17 protein-coding genes and 1 tRNA gene are annotated in these 17078 nt (G+C 64.9%); 5 read left to right on the top strand and 13 right to left on the bottom strand.

The genetic code is table 11. The features are described from left to right. Positions 1–54 precede the first annotated feature (54 nt). Positions 55–1083, bottom strand: a complete 1029-nt coding sequence (locus ABIR17_RS12455) for a TerC family protein (protein WP_348004717.1) — start codon at positions 1081–1083, stop codon at positions 55–57. A gap of 165 nt (positions 1084–1248) precedes the next feature. Beyond that, positions 1249–1923: an SOS response-associated peptidase family protein gene (locus ABIR17_RS12450; protein WP_348004716.1), complete on the bottom strand. Its 675-nt coding sequence runs from the start codon at positions 1921–1923 to the stop codon at positions 1249–1251. 124 nt (positions 1924–2047) lie between these two features. Here ABIR17_RS12450 and ABIR17_RS12445 point away from each other — a divergent pair, with 124 nt between their 5' ends. Next, positions 2048–2671, top strand: coding sequence for a hypothetical protein (locus ABIR17_RS12445; RefSeq protein WP_348004715.1), 624 nt, complete (start codon positions 2048–2050; stop codon positions 2669–2671). Between the two features lie 36 nt (positions 2672–2707). On the opposite strand, the gene ABIR17_RS12440 is transcribed toward ABIR17_RS12445, so the two are convergent. Continuing rightward, positions 2708–3319: a hypothetical protein gene (locus ABIR17_RS12440; RefSeq protein WP_348004714.1), complete on the bottom strand. Its 612-nt coding sequence runs from the start codon at positions 3317–3319 to the stop codon at positions 2708–2710. Positions 3320–3528: 209 nt separating this feature from the next. Next, positions 3529–3601, bottom strand: a tRNA-Glu gene (locus ABIR17_RS12435). A gap of 84 nt (positions 3602–3685) precedes the next feature. Between ABIR17_RS12435 and ABIR17_RS12430 the strand changes: the two genes are divergently transcribed. Beyond that, positions 3686–4813 carry a hypothetical protein gene (locus tag ABIR17_RS12430; protein ID WP_348004713.1) on the top strand — a complete coding sequence of 376 codons (1128 nt, stop codon included), beginning with the start codon at positions 3686–3688 and terminating at the stop codon, positions 4811–4813. A 23-nt stretch (positions 4814–4836) separates the two neighbouring features. On the opposite strand, the gene ABIR17_RS12425 is transcribed toward ABIR17_RS12430, so the two are convergent. Genes ABIR17_RS12425 through ABIR17_RS12415 form a run of 3 tightly spaced genes read right to left on the bottom strand, consistent with a single transcriptional unit; the run spans position 4837 to position 8125 of the window. Next, the gene (locus ABIR17_RS12425; protein WP_348004712.1) at positions 4837–5769 is read right to left on the bottom strand and encodes a diacylglycerol kinase family protein; all 933 of its coding nucleotides are present in this window, start codon (positions 5767–5769) and stop codon (positions 4837–4839) included. 29 nt (positions 5770–5798) lie between these two features. Then, the gene (locus tag ABIR17_RS12420; protein WP_348004711.1) at positions 5799–7820 is read right to left on the bottom strand and encodes a copper-translocating P-type ATPase; all 2022 of its coding nucleotides are present in this window, start codon (positions 7818–7820) and stop codon (positions 5799–5801) included. Between the two features lie 26 nt (positions 7821–7846). After that, positions 7847–8125 (bottom strand): metal-sensitive transcriptional regulator, encoded by a 279-nt coding sequence (locus ABIR17_RS12415; RefSeq protein ID WP_348004710.1) that lies wholly within the window; start codon positions 8123–8125, stop codon positions 7847–7849. 71 nt (positions 8126–8196) lie between these two features. Between ABIR17_RS12415 and ABIR17_RS12410 the strand changes: the two genes are divergently transcribed. Next, the gene (locus ABIR17_RS12410; RefSeq protein ID WP_348004709.1) at positions 8197–8829 is read left to right on the top strand and encodes an MBL fold metallo-hydrolase; all 633 of its coding nucleotides are present in this window, start codon (positions 8197–8199) and stop codon (positions 8827–8829) included. Here the strand turns inward: ABIR17_RS12410 and ABIR17_RS12405 are convergent. The 5 genes from ABIR17_RS12405 to ABIR17_RS12385 form a co-directional block, all read right to left on the bottom strand. Continuing rightward, positions 8826–9485, bottom strand: a complete 660-nt coding sequence (locus tag ABIR17_RS12405) for a hypothetical protein (protein ID WP_348004708.1) — start codon at positions 9483–9485, stop codon at positions 8826–8828. The two genes, ABIR17_RS12410 and ABIR17_RS12405, sit on opposite strands and share 4 nt — an antisense overlap. Next, the gene (locus tag ABIR17_RS12400) at positions 9472–11067 is read right to left on the bottom strand and encodes a VWA domain-containing protein (RefSeq protein WP_348004707.1); all 1596 of its coding nucleotides are present in this window, start codon (positions 11065–11067) and stop codon (positions 9472–9474) included. The genes ABIR17_RS12405 and ABIR17_RS12400 overlap by 14 nt, the downstream gene beginning before the upstream one ends. Before the next feature lie 5 nt (positions 11068–11072). Further along, positions 11073–12338, bottom strand: coding sequence for a toxic anion resistance protein (locus ABIR17_RS12395; protein ID WP_348004706.1), 1266 nt, complete (start codon positions 12336–12338; stop codon positions 11073–11075). A gap of 22 nt (positions 12339–12360) precedes the next feature. Then, on the bottom strand, positions 12361–13536 hold the full coding sequence (locus ABIR17_RS12390; protein ID WP_348004705.1) for a hypothetical protein: 1176 nt from the start codon (positions 13534–13536) through the stop codon (positions 12361–12363). Positions 13537–13611: 75 nt separating this feature from the next. Beyond that, positions 13612–14403, bottom strand: a complete 792-nt coding sequence (locus ABIR17_RS12385) for a sulfite exporter TauE/SafE family protein (RefSeq protein WP_348004806.1) — start codon at positions 14401–14403, stop codon at positions 13612–13614. 79 nt (positions 14404–14482) lie between these two features. Here ABIR17_RS12385 and ABIR17_RS12380 point away from each other — a divergent pair, with 79 nt between their 5' ends. After that, complete coding sequence (locus tag ABIR17_RS12380) at positions 14483–15382, top strand: hypothetical protein (protein ID WP_348004704.1); 900 nt, start codon at positions 14483–14485, stop codon at positions 15380–15382. Beyond that, positions 15379–15855 carry a heme-binding protein gene (locus tag ABIR17_RS12375; protein WP_348004703.1) on the top strand — a complete coding sequence of 159 codons (477 nt, stop codon included), beginning with the start codon at positions 15379–15381 and terminating at the stop codon, positions 15853–15855. The genes ABIR17_RS12380 and ABIR17_RS12375 overlap by 4 nt, the downstream gene beginning before the upstream one ends. Here ABIR17_RS12375 and ABIR17_RS12370 read toward each other — a convergent pair. Continuing rightward, positions 15852–17066 (bottom strand): RimK family alpha-L-glutamate ligase, encoded by a 1215-nt coding sequence (locus tag ABIR17_RS12370; RefSeq protein WP_348004702.1) that lies wholly within the window; start codon positions 17064–17066, stop codon positions 15852–15854. The genes ABIR17_RS12375 and ABIR17_RS12370 overlap by 4 nt on opposite strands. Positions 17067–17078: the final 12 nt, after the last annotated feature.

Here is a 17078-nt window from a genome sequence, read left to right as displayed (position 1 = left end):
GTAGAGGCCTCAGGCTAGCGGAGCGTTCACCCGCCTGACTACCTGGTTGCGGCGCTACTCGGCGCCCGCGTCCTCGTCGATCGCGTCGTGGTCGATGCCGATTCCCTTACGACGGTCAGACCGCAGTTTGATCAGGCTGGCAACAACGGCGACCGCCATCGCCCCGACAATCACGCCGAGCGAGGTCATTGTTGAGATGTCGGGAGCCCCCAGCACGTTCTGCCCTCCATTGATGAACGGCAGCTCGTTGGTGTGCAGTGCGTGCAAGAACAACTTCACGCCGATGAAGGCGAGGATGAACGCGATTCCGTACTTGAGGTAGACCAGCTTGTCGATGAGGTCGCCGAGCAAGAAGTACAACTGCCGCAGGCCCATCAGCGCGAACACGTTGGCGGTGAACACGAGGAACGGCAGCTGCGTAATGCCGAAGATCGCGGGAATTGAGTCCAGCGCGAACACCAGGTCGGTCGTGCCGAGGGCGATGAGCACGATGAGGACGGGCGTAAACACCCGACGACTGTCGACGGTCGTGCGGAGTTTCGCGCCCTCGAAGCGGTCGGTGATCGCCACGCGTTTGCGCAAGAACCCGATCAACCGGTTCTCGTTAGCGGTCTCGTCATCGTGACCGGTGAACGCTTGGTTGGCAGCGGTGTAGATCAGGAACAGCCCGAATAGATAAAAGATCCACGAGAAGTTCTCGATCAGCGCAGCACCCAGCAGGATGAAGATTCCGCGCAGCACCAGCGCGATGATGATGCCGACCATCAACAATTCCTGCTGATATTTCCGGGGCACCGAGAACCGGCCCATGATCAACAGAAAGACGAACAGGTTGTCGACCGAGAGGCTGTACTCGGTCAGCCACCCCGCGACGAACTGGCTCGCGTGTTCGACATCGCCCAGCAGCGCCAACAGGCCAGCGAATATGAGCGCGAGGACGACGTAGAACGCGATCCAGAGCGCCGACTCGCGCGTCGACGGAATGTGCGGCCGACGGTAGGCGAGCACGATGTCGAACGCGAGGATGAGACCGAGCACAACGTAGGTGCCAATTTCGAACCAGAGCGGGATGGAGAGTTCCACAATCGGACCTTTCGGGGCGATACGTCAGGGCAGGGTCAGGTGCCGAACGTCTCTCCCGCGCGACGTGCCTCTCGGGCTGAGTCACGATCGCGACCGGGGTTACAACGCTGGAACCCGTGCTGACGGCCGCGACGAGGTGGGATACTCCCCTTCGCGATCCCGAGCTTAGCGCGGGCTCGTCCCCTCAGAGATCTTCAGCCGCTCACTGACCGAGCGACTTTCCGCGACGACGTCGTCAAGCAGATTCTGATCGCCGACGCGTTCCGGGTCGAGCCACTCGTCGTAGAGGTCGCGCGGCAGGATGAGCGGCATCCGGTCGTGGATGGATGCGATGTGCGACGAGGCCGGTTGGGTGACGATCGCGTAGGACAGCATCCATTCGTCATCGCCGGTCGTCGGATCTGATGTCTTTGCCACGTTCCATAGCCCGGCGAAAGCGAAGAGACCGTTGGGCTCATCGGGCAGCTCGAAGCGGTGCCCCTTCTCGTAGTACTCGGTCGCCGGCACGAGCGCGCGGCGGCTCTTCAGTGGCGCGCCCCAGGCTCCCGACCCGACAAGCCCCTCGACCCGGGCATTAATCGCCGGGAACTTCGCGGGCGCCTTGCCGATCCAGAGTTTCCACCAGGCCAGGTCGACGGTGCGCCGGTGCTCGCCCGCCTTCTCTCTTTCCCGAATGATCGGGTTGAGGTTGCGACGATTGACCCCGGTCGGCTTCGCGGCTTCATCGCGGAACTCCTCGAGCCATCCCGACAGGGCGACCATCGAGCTTCGGTCATCGATCACCGAGAACCCGTAGTGGATATCTTCGGCCGTGATCTGGAGCCCGTAACTGGCGCACATGCCTCCAGTCTCTCCCCCAGCTCTGACATCCGATGCGGCATGTCGCCGCGTGTACCCCGGCCTCGTACCCCACCATTGGATTGGGTCGCCCATCCCGCGGCCCGCTGGGGATAAGAGGGATCACGTGGACCACGTCGTCGGCCGTCGCTTCCGAATGCGAGCCCGCATCATCACTGCCGCCGTCCTGACCCTGGCGATCGCTATCGTCGTCGGCGGTGGTTGGGCCGCGGCGTCCGCCGTCCCCGCCGGAGGACTGCTGCTCGCCTACGTGACAGCCGTGATCGCGGTTGTCACGACCGCGCTGGTTCTGTGGCGAGGCACGGCACGACTGACCGCGGGGCTGCACGCATTGGCGGTCGCGCATCCCGACGGTGTCGTATTTCTCGGGCGACGCATGCCCCCTGTGGTATCCGACCTGCCCGCTTTCATGAGGGCGAAAGGGTTGACGGGAGTGATCGGCGAAGGCTGGTACCCCGCGCTCGCCGACTATCGCGGTATCTCGGCATGGTCACCCGGGCGGCACCCGCGGGAATTGGTGTTAGTCGACTGGATCGAGGTGGGCGAGGTGCGCGCCGAGCACACCCGAAGTGTCGACGGCGACTCCCACCTGAGCGTGATCGTCGATGTACGGCCCTACGTCCTTCCCCTCACCGTCGAGGTCGGCTACGCGTGGGGACTCGTCACCATGCCGCTGGATGCCGTCGACAGCGCCGATCTGGTCACGACGGTCAACGCTCAGCGGCCCTGACCCCGGGCCGTACCCTGACGCCGCTTTACCCTGCGGTCAGGAAACGCCGACCAGAACGCGCGGAACCTCCGGCAAAAGGGACAGCGTCACGAATCGCATCCCCTTGCTTTTGTCGAAATAGCAGGTCTGCAGAATCACGGTGGCCGTCAGGTTGGCGGTTGCCTCCGTGGCCGGCTCGCCGCTGAACACTTGGCGATCCCCGGTCACCACATAGGTACCGTCGACACCCAACCCCGAGAGCTGCACGGTCTGGCCGAGAGTCATGTCGAGGATGATGTCCCCGCCGCAGAAGTTGTGCTTGCCGACAATCGGGACGACGTCGATGAAGTCCATCCGAACCCAGAGGCATCGGTCGAGTTCGTTCTGGTAGCCCGTCGTGTCGACCTGAATGCTCCAGGTGGGCGCCGTGTCAACCGCGAGGGTGGGCAACTGGGTCTTGACCGGCGCGTATTTGCCGGAATTGACCTTGCCGGAGTCGACCTGAGCAGGCGGCGTGAGGGGCACGGCGAGAGCAGCCTCCGCGGACGCGGGAGCGGCGAGAGCGACGGTTGACCCGCACCAGAGAAAGGTGAGGGCGAGCGCCAGGCTCGTAGCTGTCGTTGCGACAGTTCGGGTGCGCGCGACAACGGACAGGGGGGTGCGAAACATGGGGGAGGTATTTCCACGCGGAATTGCCACCGCGCTGGCTGGGGTTGTCGCGAGGGTGCGCGACGGGAGGGCATCCTACGGGGGTGTCGGATGCCGTCAATCGGGTAAACATCGTCGGTGGGTTGGCCGACTTCTTGAGACTAGGTTGCCGCTATCCGAGGCGGTAGCCCCCAATTGGCCGGAATCGTCAGACAACGTGAGAGATGAAGTGACCCCAACGGGATTCGAACCCGTGTTACCGCCGTGAGAGGGCGGCGTACTAGGCCACTATACGATGGGGCCGTCACGACAACCGTTCGAGTATACACGCGCCTTTCAGCATCCCGATCGGCCGGAACAGGGTCCGGCGACAAGGAAGATGGACACGTGAGCGAACCTCTCCCCGCCCCTAACTGGCGCACCGGAACCCTCGACTTTTCCGCGTTCTCGGTGCCGAACCAACCGGTTGAAGACCAAGAGGTTCAGGCGTCGTTCTGGCCGACAATCCCCCGGGGCAAGCCTGCGTGGAACTCTCTGATCTGGCTCCAGTGGATCATTGTGATCACCGGCTACCTGAGCAGCTTGATCTTCCTGCCGGTCTGGCTGTCGTCGCTGATCGGGCTTGCCACCGCGAGTGGTCGCTCGTACCCGGGCAGCGTCTCGCCTACGCCAATCCTCATCATCTTCGGGGTGATGCTGTGGGTGTTCATTGGTGCCGCAATCTGGGGCACCTTTCGCCTTCGTGAGGCGCGCAATCGGGGCTACCTGTGGTGGCGACTCCTGAGATTCGCGACGGCGAACGGACTCACCTACCGCCCCTGGGCGGAGGTGACCGACTCGACCACCAGCCTCGTACGCGGCAACGAGAGGTTTTGGTTTGAGGACGGTTTCCGCCCCACAGATGCTCCCGAGGATCTCACTATTGCGACCTTGGTGATCGGGGGTGATTTCGACGAATTCAACGCCGGCGAGCGCAGGTGGGGGTTTGTCGAGCTTCGCCTCGACCGGTCACTCCCGCACATCGTGGTCGAAACCACGGCTCGCGGCCGGGCGGTCAGCGATTACGGGATGTCGGCATCCCAAGCGTTCGAATTGGAAGGCGACTTTCCGCACTACGCCCGCGTCTACGCCGACGAGGAGAACCGGGCGACCGCCCTCGAACTGTTGACCCCCGATGTCATGGCGGCGATCGTCGACGAGATCGCGGGCTTCGACCTCGAGGTGCGCGGCGACCGTTTGTCGATGACTTCTCCGACGATGAACGATCTGGCCTACCCGGCGACCCTGGCGCGACTGTTTCGGATGGCCGCCGTCATCGGCGAGGAGGCCCGTGCGGTCTCGATGCAACGAGGAGACGCGCGCTACAGCGTCGAAGCGCTCGCTGTGGGGACTCCCCCGCGGATGCGACAACGACGCATTCCGCGCGGTGCGATCCGCGGATTCATCGTTAGCGGGGTCGCGATCGTCGTGCCCACGATCGTGCTGCTGATCCTTTACGGCCTGCGCGCATCCTGACCGGATCGGCCATCCTGACCGGATCAGGGCAGGGGCGACAGCACGCGCAGAGCTCCCGGAACGACCTCAACGTCGATCGGAAGGAGCGCGATTCGCTCCCCATCGCCGTAGGCGGCGATCCCCTCTGCTTCGATCCGCACCTTTTTCGCCCGGGTGATCTGAACTCTCGGGTCGGTGACGTGGGTGCCTTTGAACACTCTCGGGAAGATCCGCAGGAACGCGGTGCGCGAGAGCGGCTGCACCACGAGAACATCCAGAAGGCCGTCGTCGAGTTTCGCGTCGGGGGTAATTTTCATGCCCCCGCCGAGCGAGACGCCGTTACCGATCGCCACCAGCACCGCCTTCGAATCGAGCACCGTGCCATCAATGGTGAGCCGGTACGAGAGGGGCTTCAACTTCACGAGTTCGGCGAGCATCGCGATGATGTAGCGGCTCGGGCCCTTCGGGTGCTCCATGTTGTTGGCGCGTTCGTTGACGATTGCGTCGAATCCGGCGCTGAGGGCACAGGCGAACCAACGTTCCCCGGCCTCGCCCGTGACCGGGTCGGTCCAGCTGATGCGCCCGGCGTCGATCGTGCGCGGGCCGACGGCGAGAGCGGCATTGAGCGACGCGATGGCCGCTTCGGTGTTGTCGAACGGGATGCCGAGCGCGCGTGCCATGTCGTTGCCGGTGCCGGAGGGGATGATCGCGAGCGGAACCCTCGTGCCCGCCACCAGATTGGTGCCGAGGTTGACCATCCCGTCACCGCCCACCATCACGAGCGCGTCGGGGTGCTTCTTGAGGGCCGCGCGGGCTGAAGCGAGCAACTGCTCGAAATCGGGTTCGGTCAGTGAGGTGACCTCGTGCCCCATCGCCCGCAGCGTTTGTACGACTGCCGGACCGACGTGGCGGCTGGCTCCGAAGGAGGCCGACGGGTTGATCGCGACGACTAGTTTCTTGCGCGACACCGTTGTCATGGCACGAGTATGGCAGCGCGATGGCGGGTTCAGCGGCGGAAGCGCAACCTCCGCAGCAACTGAGCGTTGAGTGCCACCACGATGGTCGATACCGACATCACCGCGGCGCCGACCGCCGGCGGCATCAGGAAGCCGACTCCGGCGAGCACCCCGGCGGCGAGTGGCAGACCGATCGCGTTGTAGCCGGTGGCCCAGGCGAGGTTCTGCAGCATCTTGCGGTAACTCGCCCGACTAAGGGTGAGGGTGTCGACAACGCCACGCGGGTCGCTCGAGGCGAGCACGACACCGGCCGACTGGATGGCGACATCCGTTCCGGCGCCGATCGCGATTCCGACGTCGGCGCGAGCCAGCGCGGGCGCATCGTTCACGCCGTCGCCGACCATCGCCACCTGGTGCAGACCGCCATCCTGCAGCCTCTCGACTGTCGCCGACTTCTGTGCGGGCAGTACTTCCGCAAACACCTCGTCGATGCCGAGTCGGCTGGCGACCCAGTTGGCGACCTCGTGTGAGTCTCCGGTGAGCATCGCGACCCGGATGCCGCGCCGCCGCAGGGCGTCAACTGCTTCCCGCGACTCGGGCCGGATGATGTCGGCAAGCGCGAACGACGCAAGCGCACGGTCGCCCTCCACGAGGTACACCACGGTCGCGCCCTCGCCCTGTGCCGCGCGCGCAGCGTGAACCAGCACCGGATCGAGATGGATGCCGGCTTCGGTCACGACCCGAGCGCTTCCGACGCTCAACTCGCGGCCCCCGACCGTTGCGCTCGCACCCCGCCCCGCGAGCGAGACAAACTTCGACGAGCGCGCAACCTTGAGCCGACGTTCGGCAGCCCCCGCGACGAGTGCACGGGCGATGGGATGTTCGGATTTCGTCTCGACGGCGGCGGCGAGCGCGAGCGCCTCGTCCTCATCCACTCCCGGCGCAGCGGTGATGCTCACCAGCCCCTGACGACCTTCGGTCAGCGTTCCGGTCTTGTCGAACAGCACGACGTCAATGTCCTTGGCGACTTCAAGGGCCGCCCGATCGCGTACCAGGATGCCGCGCTTGGCGCCGAGGCCGGTGGAGATCGCGGCGACCAGCGGAATTGCCAGACCGAGAGCGTGCGGGCACGCGATGACCAGCACCGTGACGACCCGCTCAATAACGAACGCGGAGTCGTCAGGCTTGAGGATTAGCCAGACCAGCAGGGTGATCGCGGCCGCGCCGACGGCCACGTAGAACAGCAGCGCCGCGGCGCGGTCGGCGAGCAACTGCGCACCCGATTTGCTTGCCTGCGCGTCGGCCACCAGTCGGCCGATACCGGCCAACGCGGTGTCATCGCCGATCCGAGTCACGCGCACGGTGAGCGATCCCCACCCGTTGACGCTGCCGGCAACCACTGATGACCCGACGGATGCGCTCACCGGCGCGGACTCACCGGTCAGCAGCGACTCGTCAAGTGCGGACTCCCCCTCAGTGACAGTCCCATCGACAGGTACTCGCGCACCCGGTCGCACCAGAACAAGGTCGTCGACCGCTAGCTGCGCGGTCGGCACCGTCATTACGTGGTCGCCATGCACCATTTCTGCCTCGTCGGGCAGGAGGTGTGCGAGCTCGCCCAGCGCGTCGCTCGCGCTCATGATCGCGCGCATTTCGATCCAATGACCGAGCAGCATGATCGTGACCAGCGTCGCTAACTCCCACCAGAAGTCCATGCCCGGGAAACCCAGCAGCACGGCGAGCGAATATCCGAATGCGACCAGGAGGGCGAGCGAGATGAGGGTCATCATCCCCGGCAATCGGCCCCGCAGTTCGCTCACCGCCCCCGAGAGAAAGACCCGGCCGCCAATCAGGAACACCGCGACCCCGAAGCCGGCTGCGACGTATTGACTGCCCGGGAATCGCGGGCCAGGAAGCCCCAGGATGTCTTGGAGTCCCGTCGAGAACACCAGGGTCGGCACCGTGAGCCCGAGGCAGATCCAGAAGAGCAGGCGGAAGTTCGCGCCATGGTGCGAGTGGTCCATCGCGGCGTGATCGTGCGTTGCGTGGTCGTGCGTTGCGTGGTCGTGCACTGCGTGATCGTGTTCGGCTGACGGCATCACTTGCTCCGATTTTCGAGTTCGTACACGGTGAGCAATTCGGTGACAGCGTCGTCGCGCCGAGCCCCGCCCTCCGCAAACATTTCAATGACGTGAGTGCGCAGGTGGTTCTCGACCAGCAGCTTGTTGAGGCTGCGCAGCGACTTCTGGATCGCGAGGGTCTGCGTGATGATGTCGACGCAGTAGTCCTCGTTTTCGATCATTTTCGTGACGCCCCGCAACTGCCCTTCGAGGATGGCGGAACGGTGCAGCGCGCGCTTCTTCAGATCATCGATCATCTGGCCATGATACCCCCTGGGGGTATTCCGAGTCGATGCACTGCGGGCGGTGTGCCGAGTAGGGTCACATCGTGCGAATTACTAAGTACGAACACGCCTGCCTGCAAGTTTCCATCGACGACGACAGCATCGTCATCGACCCGGGAGTCTTTCTCTCGCCGCCCGATTTCACCCGCGTGCTCGCGATCGTGATCACCCACGAACACGCCGACCACTGGACCGCCGAACACGTACAGCGGATCCTTGGCCAAAACCCTGACGCGCGCGTCCTCGGCCCCGAGGGAGTTGTGAAGGCAGCCACTGACCATGCGGTCGAGGTCGTGAATGCGGGCGACATCGTGTCGGTCGGTCCGTTCAAACTCGAGTTCTTCGGTGGTGAACACGCCACCATCCACGAGTCGCTTCCTACGGTCGACAACCTCGGCGTGATGGTCAACGACGAGTTTTACTACGGCGGCGACTCGTACACGATTCCGGGAGTTCCCGTCGGCACTCTCGCCGCTCCGGTCGGTGCACCCTGGCTCAAGATCGGGGACGCGATGGATTACGTGCTGGCGATCAAACCGCGGCGCACGTTCTACATTCACGACATGACCCTGTCTGCCGCGGGTAAGGGCATGAGCGCCGCTCGTCTGAAATGGGCAACCGAAGAGAACGGTGGCACCTTCACCGAGCTGCAGCCGGGCGAATCGATCGACGTCTAACCGGTCGGCTTCGCCGCTCCTGCCGAGTCGGTGCCCCCCAGGTCGAGCTCGGACCGCGTGAACTTCTCGCGCAGGAAGCGGCCCTGGTCGTCGAGCGCTTGCACGGCTCGCGAGTAGACAGCATCCCGGATGCGCACGCTCTGCTGCTCGAGAATGACCAACTGCCCGACGAGCTCATGATGCGCGGGGCCACCCACAGCGCGGAGGTTGCGGGGCAGGTTGAGGTACGTCTGCAGCGAGGTCGGCAGGTAGTCGCCGGCGATCTGTTCGACGGTGTGCTGCTGATCGACGGCACCGTCGAGTTCGTGCCACCGCTCAGTGATGTCGGTCAGGGCGGCGAGGGCGCCGGTGAGATGCTGGGCGGCGGCCGGGTCGAGCCTGCGGGTCTCTCGCTGCACAATGCGCACCTGCGCGGCGATGTCTTCCGGCGGGGCTCCCTCGTCGAGGCCGAGTCGCAGATCCACACGGTCGCGCGGCGCAACGAGTGCGCCAATCAGATAGACCCCGATCACGATGAGCGGCCAGAACACGCCGAAACCGAACAGAGCGTGCACGACAAGCCCGCCAATCGCGAGCATCGATCCGACGATGTTCTTGGTCGACGACAGCCAGCGCCCCAACCGGGTGCGCCAGAAACCGGGGTTACTGGTAGCCACGGATCTCCTGGAACGCTTTCGCGAGATCGCCGTTGAGAGCGTCGAAGACCTGGCCGCCGGTGATGTCGGCGACATGAGTGAGGGCGTCGACGTCGCCGTTGCCGAACAGCACAACGAACACCGGGATGCCCTCGGCCTCCGCGCCAAGCGAGTTGTAGTACTGCTCGAAGTCCGAAGGTTCCCAGCCGACCGTGTTCTCGCCATCGGTCATCAGCACGATCGACACGAAAGTGTCGGGCCGCTGCTGCTTCTGCGTGATCGCGAGTCGGTACGCGGCGTGCAACGAGTCGTAGATCGCCGTGTCGCCATCAGCGACCAGAGAGTTCGCCTCATCCCGAATCTGGCCGAGTGCGGCGTCGGTGTCGCTCTTGGGCACATCGACGATGACCGGGGTGCCCGGGGTTGTCGAGAATGGCAGCAGCGTGATGCGTTCACCGCCACGGAATTGGGTGAACGAGCCCTGGGTCGACGTATCGGATCCGGTCAGATCAGCGACCGCCGTCTTCAACTCGGTAATGCGGTCGCCCTCCATCGAGCCGGAGGTGTCGAGCACGAAGATCGCCTGCGAGGGCGCCCGCGCGGTATCGAGGTAGGTCGCGATAAGCGTGTTGGCGACCTCGAGAGTGTTCGGGAACGGCGTCTCGAACAGCACGTCAGACGGGAATTCGTCGCCGGTGTCGATCCCCGGAATGCCGGGACGGCGATGCACCTCGAGGGCGATCCGCTTCTGCACCTCGGGCGTCGTCAGCCAGGCGGTGAGCTTCTGGTACGCGGCAGCACGGTTGGAGTCGGCGCTGCTGAGCAGGGTGAGCGGGTAGTCGCTCGTCACGACGCCATCCGACGGGATGACGATGGTCAGGTCTTCGCCTTGGTCTTGTAGACCGCGCAGCACCGACTCGTAGTTGATGATGCCGTCGACCAGGGTCGGGTCTTCGACGAACCGATCCGCGAGCCACCCCGATGACCCGGCAGTGAGCTTCTGCGCCGAGAAGAAGTCGGTCATCGCCGGGGTCACCGCGTCGATGTCGGCCGTCGTGAGCGCGGAGCCAGTTCCGGAGAGCGCGGTCGCGACAGCCACGAGCGCGCTGAAGCCCGAGTTGGAAGCCGATGGATTCGTCATCCCGTAGCTGAATTTGCCCGCGGCCGCGGCCTGCGCGATCTCACCCCAGGTCGGCGACACGGTGTCCCAGCCGAGCTGATGGGCGATGGATGACCTCAACCCGAAGACGACCGGAGAGGTCATGATCTTGGTCGCGGTCTTGATCTGCTTGTCAGCACCGGGGAGCAGAGCCAAGTAACGGTTGTTCGGGAACCAGGTCGCGTCGTAGGTGCCCTCCGCGCCGCCAGACGCCACAAGCTCGGTACCCGCGAGGGTTCCGGTGTACGTGAACAGCACATTCACGCCGGTGGCTGCTGCAGCATCCTGAAGGATCGGCACCATGTCCTTGACCTCGCTGCCGGCGAGCACGCGCAGCGTGTTCGGGTCGTCCGGCGAGGGGCCGTTGTCTCCGGTGGGGAAACAGCCCGTGAGCAGGGCGAGCGCTGCGGCGGTGACCGCGGCAGCGAGGATCCGACGGCGCATGGCGGTTAGCCCGCCGCGTTGTTTTCGGCGCTCTGCTCATCGGGCTTCGCGCGGTCGAGGTACGCGTTCGCTTCGTTGAGGCGAGCCTGCAGAGCTGTCACGGTTTGACCCATCGTCTCGACGGCCTTGATCTTGTAGGTGTCGAGAGCATCGATCGTGTCGTAGATGTTCTGGAACGCCGTCTGCAGCGAATCCAGGCTGATCGTGGCCGACGTCGACTGCTCGGCAATCTCACCCGACTGCTGCTTGAGCATCTGCGACGTCGTGACGATCAGGTTCGAGGTGGTCGTGTTGAGCGCGGTGATCTGGTCGAGCACAAGACGCTGGTTGGCCAGCGCCTGGGCGACGATGACCGCCGTGCGCAGGGCCGAAATCGTCGTGGTCGAGGCCCGCTCGACGCCCTTAATCAGTTCGACGTTGTTCTTGCGCACGACATCCAGAGCCAGGTAGCCCTGCGCGCTCACGGCGAGCTGGGTCAGCAGGTCTTGGTGCTTCTGGCGGACAGCGAACAACAGGTCGCTGGTGAGCTGGTCGGCCTTCGCGGTGTCGGTCGCCCGCACCCCCTGAATCTCGTCCTCGAGCTGCGCGTCGAGAGCCGCGGTGAGCACCGCGTACTCCTGGAGCCGATTCATGGTGTCCCAGAGGCGAACCTTCTCGCCTTCGACCGCCGCGTTGTCTTTCAGCAGCGAGTCCTGGCCGTTCTGCAACGCGCGGAGGATCTTGTCGAGAGTCGCCTGGGAGGACGCGTACTTAGCGAAGTAGCCCTGGATCTGCTTCCGGAACGGGATGAGGTCCATCAAGAACTTGCGCAGCCCATTGTCATTCTTTGACGGGTCGAGGTCTTCGATCGTCATCCGCAGGTCGATCAGAGTCTTCGCGACTTTGCGCTGCGGGTCGGCTTCGTCACCGTTGCCGCGCGCGGCGGCGAGGGCAGCAACGGGGCGTTCGAGCATGCGGTTGGTGACGGCGGCAGCACTACGGATGTCGTCACGTCCCATCGCCGAGACGTCATTGATCTTGGTGATGAACTCCGGCGCGCGAGGGTCGAGGTCCTTCAAGCCCGCGATGAACGTCTTTGCTCGTTCGGCAAGTTCGGCGCTGCGCTGCTCGGAGATCGGCATCATCGAGCTGGCCTGAGCCGGGCCGACCGCGGGCACAGCGGTCGGCGGCGTCAACACCAGAGCGTTTGCGGTCTCCGGCGCGGGAGCCGGTGCCGGAGCGGTGCTCGGCGGAACGTCGGGCGCGGCGAGGTCGAGGGGGGTATCGGTCATGGTCTGCTCCTTAGTGAGTGGGCTATTGGTCGGGGTCGGTGCCGGTCGGCGAGCCCGACGGCGAAGGTTGGTCGTACCGCTCGCTGATGGCCGTGATCATGGCTTCGAGGGTTTCGTAGGAGGGCGGCTCGACGACATCCACCGGGCTCGGCGGCACGGGGATGCCGTGTTGGGTCAAGGTGTCGGCGAACACCGACGGGTCGGCCGGTCGAAAGCCGTACTGAGCGGCGAGCGCGGCCAACCGCGGATCCTGGGCGAGAAGCTGCCCGACCTGGTCGCCGTTCGGCGTGAGCGGCACGACCGTGTGTTTCGACAGCACCGTCGGTGACGGGTACATCAGCACCATGTCGTCGGTGATCGCGCCCGCGGTCGCGTCGTTCATCTGGCGACCGAGAAACTGCGCCTCGTAGATCATCACCATGGGCTTTGACCCGATGCCCTGCGACAGGTAGTCCTCGAAGGGTGCCTCCGAGGACGACGCCGAGAAACCCTGCTCCAAGAAGAGCGACGCCATCTCGTCGATAATCGCGTTCTGGGCCTCTGGACTCGAGACGATGTTGTCGCCATTGGCGACATAGGACGCCATCGACAGATACATCGCCGCGGAGTTCGACTGACGGATGTCGGTGCTCGAGATCAGCATCGAGCGCGACGAGTTGTAGAGGTCGGCAGCGCCCGGGAGCTGGTTCCACCGCGTGCCCGCGGCAATGGCCGCGAGGTAGGCCTTCACATCGAGGATCCAGGTGCCGTCGGCCTGCTGGTGCGCGATGCCCGCGTTGCTCAGGAGCTGCACAATCGGCTTGAAGGTCGCGATCGCCATGGGCGAGTAGAACGGCGCGTAGACCGTCGAGATATTCAGTTCGCGCTTGATCTTCTCGGCCGCAGGGGCTGACGACGGGAAGACGAAGTCGACGCCGGTGAGGTCGACGCTGGTCGCGATCTGACGGGAGCCGGCGGTGGTCACCTGCACGTCGAGGCCGTACTCCGCGAAGATCGCCTGCACCTGGGGATCTTGAAAGAACGGCTTCTTCTCCGAGCCGATAACGCCTCGCACGACAGTGAGATCGGCCGGGGCGCCGCTGGGGCCGGGAAGGATCCCGCCGCCGAAACCGCGCCCTAAGACGACGATCGCAACGATGCCACCGGCAAGCACGATGGCAAGCACGATCCCGAGGGCACGTTTGGCAACGGAGCTCATGAGTCTTCCCGACGTTCGGTAAAGCGGCTCACGTTAACCAGGGCAGGTGAACGCCCGGTAACCAATCGGGGGCAGTTAGGTTGCGTCGCCCGACTTCGCGGCCCGTTGCGCCTTAACCGCACGGAACGCCAGCTGCGCGGCGGTCGCGATCAGGAAGACTCCGAACAACAGCGCCGAGAGCCACGGCGGCATGATGAAGGCGAGCGACGCTCCCCCGTAGGAGGCGACCAGAGCCGCAGCCCCGATAATTAGCCCGTCACCGATTCGGAGCATCCCGTTGCGGTAGTTCGCAATCGAGCCGCTGATCGAGATCGGGATCATGGCCAGCAGCGAGGTGCCTTTCGCGGCGAGATCGTTCGCCCCGAACACGGTAATCAGCACGGGAACGATGAGCACACCGCCGCCGATTCCGAACAGTCCAGCCAGGATGCCGACGACCACGCCGGTGATGACGAAGCCGATGACAACGCCAGGCGAGAGCTCGATACCTTCGCCGCGGTCGGGAATGACCAGAAGAACCCGCACCGCGATCACCAGGAGCAGCGCGATAAAACCCCAGCGCAGAATCGCGAGCGGCAGAACCTTCAGCAGTCGAGTTCCGATGAGTGTCCCGGCTACGCCACCGAGGCCGATCAGCAAACCGGCCACGACATCCGTGTGCCCTGCGATGAGGTAGGTGATGCTGCCCGAGAGCGACGAGAGCACGATCGCGGCGAGCGACGTCGCCGCGGCTCGGCGCTGGTCAAAGCGCAGCAACCACAGGATCAGCGGCACCATCACGATGCCACCGCCGACACCGAGGGCTCCCGAGAACGTGCCGCCGATGACACCGACGAACAGCAGCAGCAGGATGCGGCGAGGCGTCAGCCGCTCGGGCTCGGGAGTGGGGGCGAGAGTCGCGATACCTCGATTCTAAGCAGACCTCGCCGCCGAGTACGGTGGAGGCGTGAGCATCCGGAGCCGTCGCTGGTTCCCCCTGCTCTGGCTGATCCCGATTGGCGTGGTGCTGCTTATTGCCGCCGTGCTGGTCGCTCGGTGGGCGCGCGAACTCCCGGAGGTCGCGGCGTTCATCATCGAGTATCCCGGGGCTCCCACCATCCCGCCCGACTCGCCCGTCGGATTCCCGTGGTGGCTGCAGTGGCAGCACGGACTGAACGCGTTTCTGCTGCTGCTCATCGTGCGCACCGGTTGGCAGATCGGGTCGCGCACCCGCCCATCGACTTTTTGGACCCGCAATAACGATGGTCTGATCCGCACCAAGAACCCTCCCCGCCGATACGGCCTCACCACCTGGTTCCACCTCTCGCTCGACACCCTCTGGGTGATCAACGGCGTGCTCTACTGGGTGCTGCTCTTCGCGACCGGTCAGTGGCTACGACTCGTGCCTCTCTCGTGGGATGTCGTGCCGAACGCGCTCTCGGTCGGCATCCAATACCTCTCGCTCGACTGGCCAACGCACAACGGGTGGATCCAGTACAACTCGCTGCAACTGCTGCTCTACGGATTCACCGTGTTCGTGGCGGCCCCGCTCGCACTGTTCACCGGCATTCGGCTTTCGGGGTTGTGGAAGCCGACCTGGATGTTCCCACCCGAGAAGCCGGTGCGCACCCTCCACGTGCTGGTGATGCTCTACTTCTTGGGCTTCACCGCCGTGCACGTCGGACTGGTGTTCGCGACCGGAGCCTTGCGCAACCTCAACCACATGTACGCCGGGCGTGACGACGAATCGTGGATCGGGCTGATCGTGTTTGCCGGCCTGCTGATCCTGATGCTGGTCGCCTGGGTTGTCGCGCGACCCGCGGTGCTTGAACGCTTGGCCGCTCTCGGCGGTACGGTACGGAAATGACCGAACTGCCGACCTTCACCGTTGACGACCTGGAGCGGGAAGACGTGCTCGACGTCGAATCCTTTGACAACGACGATGCGGTCGACCTCGGGCTCACAGCCGTCGAGGTGATCGACGAGCGTGAGCTCAATCTCGCGGTGCGGGTGATGCTGCGCGGCGACATCGTGTTCCAGGCGAAACTCGGCACCTCGGGTCCGGGGAATGACACCTGGCTCGCCGGCAAGCACGCGGTGGTCGAGCGCTTTGGCGAACCGTCGCTGCTGGTCAAGCGTCGCCACGAGGAGTCGGGCACGCCTTTCGAAGAGCGAACGGATGTCGACCACGACACCCACAAGGCTCACGGCGGGTCGATTCCCATTCTCGTGAAGGGTGAGGTTGTCGGGTCGATCACGACCTCGGGCGAACCGGATGTCGTCGACCACGCCACCTCGGCCGAAGCCGTGCGGCGATACCTGGCGGCGCGGGACGCCTAGACCGAGAGGGCCGAGGTCGGGCTCTCCGGCGGGAGCGGCTGCTTGGGCAATTTGCGCACCTTCGGGCGGCGTCGTCGTCGCTCGGGGATCATCGAACGCATCTCTTCCAGTTTCCCGAAGCACAGCAGTCGGTCGCCGGCCTCGAGTACGACGCCTTTCCGCGGGTTCGGGATGACGGTCGCTCCCCGGTGCAGGGTCAGCACGGTGATGTCGCGTTCCCAGAGGCCGGAGTCGCCGAGACGCTGCCCGACCAGTTCCGCATTGTTGTGCACGAGCAGTTCGGCGACGCCGTAGCCGGTCGAAACGCTGAGCCGCTGCCGCACGTCGATTTCGGGAAACGACACCTGGTTGGCGAGGTAGTCGATGATCGCGCCCGCGACATCCAACTGCGTTGCCTGTTCGATGCCCTGCAGCCCGGGAGACGAGTTGACCTCCATCACGAGAGGGCCGTCGGCGCCTTCGAGCATGTCGACGCCCGCGACCTTGAGCCCCATGATCTGAGCCGAGCGCACCGCGATCTGCTCGTAGTCGGGGGTCAGTTCGACGGGCTCCACAAGTCCGCCGCGGTGCACGTTCGAGCGAAACTCGTCACCCTGCGCCGTGCGACGCATCGCGGCGACAACCCGATCACCGACCACGAGTGCCCGGATGTCGCGGCCGCGACTCTCGGCGACAAACCGCTGGATGAGCACGTTCTGGTTCGTCGACTGCAGGGTCTCGATGATGGCTTCGGCGATCTTCACCTCGGGGGCGAGGATGACCCCAATCCCCTGCGTGCCCTCGAGCAACTTGATGACGACCGGGGCTCCGCCGACCAGTTCGATCGCCGGGCGCACGTCGGCCCGATTGCGCACGAAAGCCGTGGCCGGCATCCCGATGTTGTGGCGCGACAGAATCTGCGTGGCCCGCAGTTTGTCGCGCGCATTGGAGATGCCGTTCGCGGTGTTGGGCGTGTAGACATCCATCTGCTCGAACTGCCGAACGACCGCGGTACCGAAGTAGGTGATCGAGGCGCCGATGCGCGGCAGGATCGCGTCGTAGTCGCTCAACTGGCTGCCGCGGTACTGCAGGTCGGGTTCGTCGCCCGAGAGGTCGATCGCGAACCGCAGGGTGTTGAGCACGCGCACGACGTGTCCGCGTTGTTCGGCGGCAGTCCGCAACCGGTGAGTCGAGTACGACTTCGGGGCACGCGACAGGATCGCGAGTTTCATAGGAAGCCCCCG

Source organism: Pseudolysinimonas sp., assembly GCF_039912695.1.
In the GTDB taxonomy this organism is placed as follows: Bacteria; Actinomycetota; Actinomycetes; order Actinomycetales; family Microbacteriaceae; genus Pseudolysinimonas_A.
This window is presented reverse-complemented; position numbering and strand designations above follow the sequence as displayed.